This window comes from Sedimentibacter sp. (genome assembly GCF_033447055.1).
Taxonomy (GTDB): domain Bacteria; phylum Bacillota; class Clostridia; order Tissierellales; family Sedimentibacteraceae; genus Sedimentibacter.
Map to the genome: position 1 here is coordinate 1 of NZ_JAWQJF010000017.1, position 6,927 is coordinate 6,927.

Annotated in this window: 14 protein-coding genes; all 14 read left to right on the forward strand. The window is 35.5% G+C overall.

Annotated elements, in window-relative coordinates; translation table 11 throughout:
* A partial coding sequence (locus tag SA378_RS01215) for a hypothetical protein (protein WP_318524185.1) occupies positions 1-114 on the forward strand: 114 nt, incomplete at its 5' end.
* A 717-nt stretch (positions 115-831) separates the two neighbouring features.
* Positions 832-1,143, forward strand: a complete 312-nt coding sequence (rpsJ, locus tag SA378_RS01220; protein WP_179237948.1) for a 30S ribosomal protein S10 — start codon at positions 832-834, stop codon at positions 1,141-1,143.
* A gap of 144 nt (positions 1,144-1,287) precedes the next feature.
* Positions 1,288-1,920, forward strand: coding sequence for a 50S ribosomal protein L3 (rplC, locus tag SA378_RS01225; protein WP_318524173.1), 633 nt, complete (start codon positions 1,288-1,290; stop codon positions 1,918-1,920).
* A gap of 26 nt (positions 1,921-1,946) precedes the next feature.
* Positions 1,947-2,570, forward strand: coding sequence for a 50S ribosomal protein L4 (gene rplD / locus SA378_RS01230; RefSeq protein ID WP_318524174.1), 624 nt, complete (start codon positions 1,947-1,949; stop codon positions 2,568-2,570).
* Entirely contained in the window at positions 2,570-2,860 is a 291-nt protein-coding gene (rplW, locus tag SA378_RS01235; RefSeq protein ID WP_318524175.1) for a 50S ribosomal protein L23, read from the forward strand. Before rplD ends, rplW begins: the two co-directional genes overlap by 1 nt.
* Before the next feature lie 36 nt (positions 2,861-2,896).
* Positions 2,897-3,730 (forward strand): 50S ribosomal protein L2, encoded by an 834-nt coding sequence (gene rplB / locus SA378_RS01240; protein WP_318524176.1) that lies wholly within the window; start codon positions 2,897-2,899, stop codon positions 3,728-3,730.
* Positions 3,731-3,761: 31 nt separating this feature from the next.
* Entirely contained in the window at positions 3,762-4,043 is a 282-nt protein-coding gene (rpsS, locus tag SA378_RS01245; RefSeq protein WP_318524177.1) for a 30S ribosomal protein S19, read from the forward strand.
* Between the two features lie 18 nt (positions 4,044-4,061).
* Positions 4,062-4,397, forward strand: a complete 336-nt coding sequence (rplV, locus tag SA378_RS01250; protein ID WP_318524178.1) for a 50S ribosomal protein L22 — start codon at positions 4,062-4,064, stop codon at positions 4,395-4,397.
* Positions 4,398-4,420: 23 nt separating this feature from the next.
* A complete protein-coding gene (gene rpsC, locus SA378_RS01255) occupies positions 4,421-5,170 on the forward strand; it encodes a 30S ribosomal protein S3 (protein WP_318524179.1) in 750 nt (249 codons plus the stop codon).
* A 29-nt stretch (positions 5,171-5,199) separates the two neighbouring features.
* Positions 5,200-5,643: a 50S ribosomal protein L16 gene (rplP, locus tag SA378_RS01260; RefSeq protein WP_318524180.1), complete on the forward strand. Its 444-nt coding sequence runs from the start codon at positions 5,200-5,202 to the stop codon at positions 5,641-5,643.
* Entirely contained in the window at positions 5,633-5,836 is a 204-nt protein-coding gene (gene rpmC / locus SA378_RS01265; protein WP_318524181.1) for a 50S ribosomal protein L29, read from the forward strand. Before rplP ends, rpmC begins: the two co-directional genes overlap by 11 nt.
* An 18-nt stretch (positions 5,837-5,854) precedes the next feature.
* Complete coding sequence (gene rpsQ / locus SA378_RS01270; protein ID WP_318524182.1) at positions 5,855-6,109, forward strand: 30S ribosomal protein S17; 255 nt, start codon at positions 5,855-5,857, stop codon at positions 6,107-6,109.
* A gap of 31 nt (positions 6,110-6,140) precedes the next feature.
* Positions 6,141-6,509 carry a 50S ribosomal protein L14 gene (gene rplN / locus SA378_RS01275; protein WP_318524183.1) on the forward strand — a complete coding sequence of 123 codons (369 nt, stop codon included), beginning with the start codon at positions 6,141-6,143 and terminating at the stop codon, positions 6,507-6,509.
* Between the two features lie 16 nt (positions 6,510-6,525).
* The gene (gene rplX / locus SA378_RS01280; protein WP_318524184.1) at positions 6,526-6,831 is read left to right on the forward strand and encodes a 50S ribosomal protein L24; all 306 of its coding nucleotides are present in this window, start codon (positions 6,526-6,528) and stop codon (positions 6,829-6,831) included.
* Positions 6,832-6,927: the final 96 nt, after the last annotated feature.

Genomic DNA, 6,927 nt, shown 5'->3' on the forward strand with positions numbered 1-6,927 from the left:
AGATTTATAGTAGAATTAATCCATCCAATAGCAATAGAAGAAGGATTAAGATTTGCAATCCGTGAAGGCGGAAGAACAGTTGGATCTGGAGTTGTTACTTCAATAATAAAATAAAGAAGCCCTAACCCTATTTTTCAGAACGGTTTTTTCTGAAAAATAGTGGTAGGTCTTTTGCAACGAATTCCAAAAATATGCGACCAAAGGGAGCAAATATTTTTGTGAATGAGACTGCGCAGATAACTCAAATCTTTGATTTGATGTTAGTCGCTTATCCTGAGCGATAGCAAAGGATCTCATATGATTAACGAGGAGATTCTTCACTGCGTTCAGAATGACAAAACTGACACTACTAAAAACAGCTTTTTTGCGAAAGCTGTTTTTTATCTGATTCATCAAAACTAAAGTACCAGGTACTTTAGTTTTGATGAATCTATTGTTAAACAATTTCTGAAAATTCATCTTTTCATTTATTAAATTTTGAAAAATCATCAAAATTATTATAAAATCAATGAGAATTCCATTAATAATGTCGAGGAAAACACAAACTTTATTAACGGAATGTAATCATTGTTAAACATTCGAAATAACTTAAAAAATATAAAAAAAACACTTGATTTATGATAATTTATGGTTTATTATTATAAAGCTTGCCACATGCGATGACGCAAAAGGTTGCTGGAATGCAATAATTTCAGGTAATTTTTGCAGAGTATGTCCTGTTATAAAACAGGGCGACCGGTATTGCTTTTTCTAAAAAATACGAAACACCCGGAGTGGTGTATCGAGCAGTTCCGAGTTGTATGGATGACATACGAAGAAGGAGGTAAAAAAATGGCAAACACACAGAAAATAAGAATTAGGTTAAAAGCTTATGATCATCAATTAATTGATCAATCTGCACAAAAAATCGTGGAAACAGCTAAAAGTACTGGTGCAACAGTAGCAGGTCCAATTCCTCTACCGACAGAAAAACAAATCATTACAATACTTAGAGCAGTACACAAGTACAAAGATTCCAGAGAGCAGTTTGAACAAAGGACTCATAAAAGATTGATTGACATAACAAATCCTACTCCAAAGACTGTTGATTCATTAATGAAATTGAATCTTCCTGCTGGAGTAGACATTGAAATCAAATTATAACGAGGATACCTCGTTGAAACGGTGTGATGAAATTGCAAGGCAGTTTCTTTCGATGTTTTAAAAGCAAGTAGAGAAAAATATAATATGCACTCTGCTTAGAATGATTGCTTATGCAATCCGCTGTAAGAAAATAGGAGGTGTAAAATGAAAGCAATTCTTGGTAAAAAAGTAGGAATGACTCAGGTGTTCACTGAACAAGGTGATGTTGTTCCGGTAACTGTTGTAGAATCCGGCGACATGGTTGTTGTTCAAAAGAAGACTGTTGAAAAAGATGGTTACGACGCAATTCAAGTTGGATTTGGAGATGTTAAAGTTAAAAATGTTACTAAGCCTATCAAAGGTCATTTTGAAAAATCAAAAGTAGAACCTAAAAGATTCTTGAGAGAGTTTAGAGTAGAAAACATTGATAACTACGAAGTTGGTCAAAAGATTGGCGTTGATATTTTCCAAGTTGGTGAAAAAGTAGACGTTTCAGGAATTTCTAAAGGTAAGGGATTCCAAGGAAGTATAAAAAGACATGGTCACCATACAGGTGATGCGAGCCACGGTTCTAAATTCCACAGGTTAAGAGGTTCTTTGGGAGCATCTGCTGGTGTTGGAAAAGTAGTAAAAGGAACTAAAGCTCATGGTCATATGGGACATGACAAAGTAACAGTATTAAACCTGGAAGTAGTAAAAGTTGATGTTGAAAGAAATGTATTACTTTTAAAAGGTGCAATACCAGGACCTAAAAAGGGTTTAGTAAAAATAAGAGAAGCAGTTAGAAAATCTAAGTAATAATTGCATGGAAAGGAGGGTTAAAGATGCCAAAGGTAGCTCTTTATGATATAACAGGCAACCAAGTAGGTGATGTTGAATTAAACGATGACATATTTGGAGTAGAAGTAAACACTCACGTAATGTATGAAGCTGTAAAAAATTATTTGGCTAATCAAAGACAAGGAACTCAATCAGCAAAAACAAGAGCTGATGTTAGAGGCGGCGGTAAGAAACCTTGGAGACAAAAGGGAACAGGTCGAGCAAGACAAGGAAGTATCAGATCACCGCAGTGGAAAGGCGGCGGAGTTGTATTTGCTCCAAAACCAAGAGATTACAGCTATGCAATTCCTAAGAAAGTTAAAAGATTGGCTCTTAAATCAGCATTATCTTCTAAAGTTCAAGATCAAGAAATAATTGTTGTTGACAGATTAGTGCTGGAACAACCAAAAACAAAAGAAATGGTTAAGGTTTTAAGTAATCTTAATGCAAGCAAAAAGACATTAATAGTAATACCTGAAAGAGATGAAGCTGTATTAAGAGCAGCAGCAAATATTCCAGGAGTAAAAACAGCATATGTTAATACAATTAATGTTTATGACATATTAAACTGTGATTCTTTCTTAATTACTAAGGACGCAGTTAATAAAGTGGAGGAGGTGTACGCATAATGCGCGATCCACACGATATTTTAATCAAACCAATAGTTACAGAAGCAAGTATGGATAACATGGCAGAAAAAAAATACACTTTTGTAGTTGACAAAAATTCTAATAAAACAGAAATCAAAAATGCAGTAGAATTGATTTTCGGAGTTAAGGTAGATAGTGTGAACACAATGAACATGCTCGGAAAGAATAAAAGAATGGGCGTGCACGTTGGCAAAAAAGCTGACTGGAAAAAAGCTATAGTTACTTTGACAAAAGAAAGCAAAACAATAGAATTCTTTGAAGGAATTTAGTAAAGCTATAAATTGAAAAAAAAGGAGGAAAATCTCATGGGTATTAGAAAATACAGACCAACCTCTCCGGCGTTGAGACAAATGACAGTTTCAACATTTGAAGAAATAACAACTAATGAACCAGAGAAATCTCTTTTAGCTCCGTTAAAAAGCAAAGCGGGAAGAAATTCTTACGGCAGAATAACAGTTCGTCATCAAGGCGGCGGAGAAAAGAGAAAATATAGAATCATTGATTTTAAAAGAAATAAAGACGGAGTACCAGGTCGTGTTGCAACAATCGAATACGATCCAAACAGAAGTGCTAATATAGCTTTAATTAACTATGTAGATGGCGAGAAAAGATATATTATAGCTCCTTATAAATTGGCAGTTGGTGATACAATTGTTTCAGGAGCTGATGCGGATATTAAAATCGGAAATGCACTTCCGGTAAAAAATATTCCTGTTGGTACATTGATTCACAATATAGAACTTAAACCTGGCAAAGGCGCTCAAATGGTGCGTTCAGCAGGAAATTCAGCACAGCTTATGGCTAAAGAAGGTAAGTATGCGCAAGTAAGATTACCTAGTGGCGAAGTAAGAATGGTAAGCATGGATTGCAGAGCTACAATAGGTCAAGTTGGAAATTTGGATCATGAGAACATATCAATAGGTAAAGCTGGAAGAAAAAGACATATGGGCATCAGACCTACAGTAAGAGGTTCAGTAATGAATCCTAACGACCATCCACATGGTGGTGGTGAGGGTAGAGCTCCTATAGGTAGACCGGGACCAGTTACTCCTTGGGGCAAACCAGCACTAGGATACAAAACTCGTAAAAAGAAAAAAGCATCTGATAAGATGATCGTTAAGAGAAGAAACGTAAAATAGTATTAGGTTTTGTGAAAGGAGGAAATAGTGAATGGGTAGATCATTAAAAAAAGGGCCTTATTGCGAACCAAGTCTTATGAAAAAGATTGTGGATATGAATGAAGCCAATAAAAAAGTAGTATTGAAAACTTGGTCTAGAAGATCGACAATATTCCCCGAAATGGTAGGCCATACATTAGCTATACACGATGGCAGAAAGCACGTTCCTGTATATATAACTGAAGATATGGTTGGACACAAACTCGGTGAATTTGCTCCAACAAGAACTTATCGAGGTCATGACAAGACTGATGAATCTTCAAAAGTTAAATAAGAAGGGAGGCAAGCTTAAATGGAAGCTAGAGCAGTTGCTAAATATATAAGAGTATCACCTAGAAAAATGAGATTCGTGTGTGATATGGTAAGAGGCAAGAATGTTGATGAAGCATTAGCAATTTTAAAATTTTATCCAAGCAAGGGAGCTAAAATTTTAGAAAAAGTAGTTAAATCGGCTACTGCAAATGCAGAAAACAACTTTGATATGGACAGAGACAAATTATTCGTTTCCGAAGCTTACGCTAATCAAGGACCAACTCTTAAGAGATGGAGACCAAGAGCAAAGGGAAGCGCATATAAAATATTGAAAAGAAGCAGCCATATTGGCGCAGCAGTAAAAGAAAGAGAATAGTAAACAAGCAAAGGAGGTAAAAAATGGGTCAAAAGGTAAATCCTCATGGACTTAGAGTTGGTATAATCAATGATTGGGACTCTAAATGGTATGCTGATAAAAAGAATTTTGGTTTAAATTTAACTGAAGATTACAGAATTCGTGAATATATAACAAAAAACTTGAGTTCAGCAGGAATAGCTAAGGTTGAAATCGAAAGATTTGCAAGCAGAGTAAAGGTAAGTGTATTCACAGCAAAACCAGGTATGATAATAGGTAAGGGCGGTACTGGCGTAGACAGTTTAAAAAACGCTATCGAAAAAATATCTGGGAAGACTGTTATAATTAATGTTGAAGAAATAAAGGTTCCTGAATTAAATGCACAGTTAGTTGCAGAAAATATTGCTAGTCAAATTGAAAAGCGTATATCTTTCAGAAGAGCAATGAAACAATCCATTCAAAGAACAATGAAAATGGGTGCCAAAGGAATGAAGACATCTGCTTCCGGAAGATTAAATGGTGCAGATATGGCTAGAACAGAAGGATACTCAGAGGGTAAAATTCCTCTTCAAACTTTAAGAGCTGATATAAGCTACGGCTTTGCAGAAGCAAACACTACATTTGGTAAAGTTGGTGTTAAAGTTTGGATATGCAGAGGAGAAGTGCTTAGAAAACCGGGTTCATTATTATCAGATAATCAGGAACCAACAAGAGCACCTTCGGATAACAAAGATAATAAGAAAAAGAAAAGACCAAGTAACAATAACAACTATAATAAAAGAGATAAAAAGTAATAAGTCCTGAAGGAAGGAGGAAGATTATTATGTTAATGCCTAAAAGAGTAAAACGCCGTAAACAACAAAGAGGAAGAATGACAGGTGTTGCAACAAGAGGTAACACTGTAACGTATGGCGAATATGGGCTTCAAGCACTTGAACCAGCTTGGATAACATCAAACCAGATAGAAGCTGCCAGAAGAGCGATGACAAGATCGGTTAAGAGAGGCGGACAAATCTGGATAAAAATATTCCCAGATAAGCCAGTAACAAAAAAACCAGCCGAAACTCGTATGGGTAAAGGAAAGGGATCACCTGAATACTGGGTAGCAGTTGTAAAGCCAGGCAGAGTAATGTTTGAAATGTCAGGGGTTTCTGAGGAAGTAGCCAGAGAAGCAATGAGACTTGCCATGCATAAATTGCCTATCAAATGCAAATTTGTTACCAAAGAACAGGCAGCAGAAAAGGATGGTGAAGCAAATGAAAGCTAATGAACTAAGAAATAAATCAGTTGATGAATTGAATAAATCTGTGGGAGATTTAAAAACAGAACTCTTCAATTTAAGATTTCAACTTGCAACCGGAGAACTTGATAATCCGATGAGAATAAATAAAGTCAAGAAAGATATTGCGCGTGTTAAGACTGTTCTTAGAGAACGTGAATTAAACGTAAATGTGCAATAAGAAAGGAGGATCTTTACTTTGGAAAGAGGCAACAGAAAAGTAAGAATTGGAAAAGTAGTCAGTGATAAAATGGATAAAACAATAGTAGTTGCAACTGAAAAGCTTGTGGCACATCCTCTTTATAAAAAACAAATAAAAATGACTAAAAAATATAAAGCGCATGATGAAGAAAATGCATGTAGAACTGGTGACACTGTAAAAATAATGGAAACAAGACCATTATCAAAAGAAAAGTGTTGGAGAGTTATAGAAATACTAGAGAGAGCTAAATAAACCCTAAGACAATTGAAGGGAGGTAGAAGACATGATACAAACAGAGTCAAGGTTAAGAGTCGCAGATAATTCTGGAGCTAAAGAAGTTCTTGTAATAAGAGTAATGGGCGGTTCCGTCGTAAAATATGGTAACATTGGCGATATAATTGTATGTGCGGTTAAATCTGCAACACCTGGAGGAGTTGTTAAGAAGGGTGATGTAGTTAAAGCGGTTATAGTGAGAACTAAGGCAGGCGTAAGAAGAAACGACGGCACATATATAAAATTTGATGAAAACGCAGCTGTTATTATTAAAGATGATAAGACACCTGTTGGAACACGTATATTTGGACCTGTAACAAGAGAATTAAGAGACGGAAAATTTATGAAGATAATATCACTAGCACCGGAAGTACTTTAATAGGAGGTGTATAAAGATGCACGTAAAAAAAGGCGATAAAGTTGTAGTTATAGCAGGCAGCGACAAAGGTAAGATAGGAAAAGTACTTACAAGTATGCCGAAACAAAATAGAGTCATTGTTGAAGGTGTAAAGATGATTACTAAACATCAGAAGCAAACTAATCAGATGCAGCAAGCAGGCATTTTGCACCAAGAAGGCACTATTAATGTTTCAAATGTAATGCTATATTGCGATAAATGCAAATCAGGCGTAAGAACTGAAAGTAAAATAGAAAATGGTAAAAAAGTTAGAGCATGTAAAAAATGCGGTACAGTTATCTAATAATGCTCGAAGGGAGGTACGAACTATATGGCTAGATTAAAAACGACATATAAAGAACAAGTAGTGCCCGCACTGATGGAAAAATTTCAGTATACA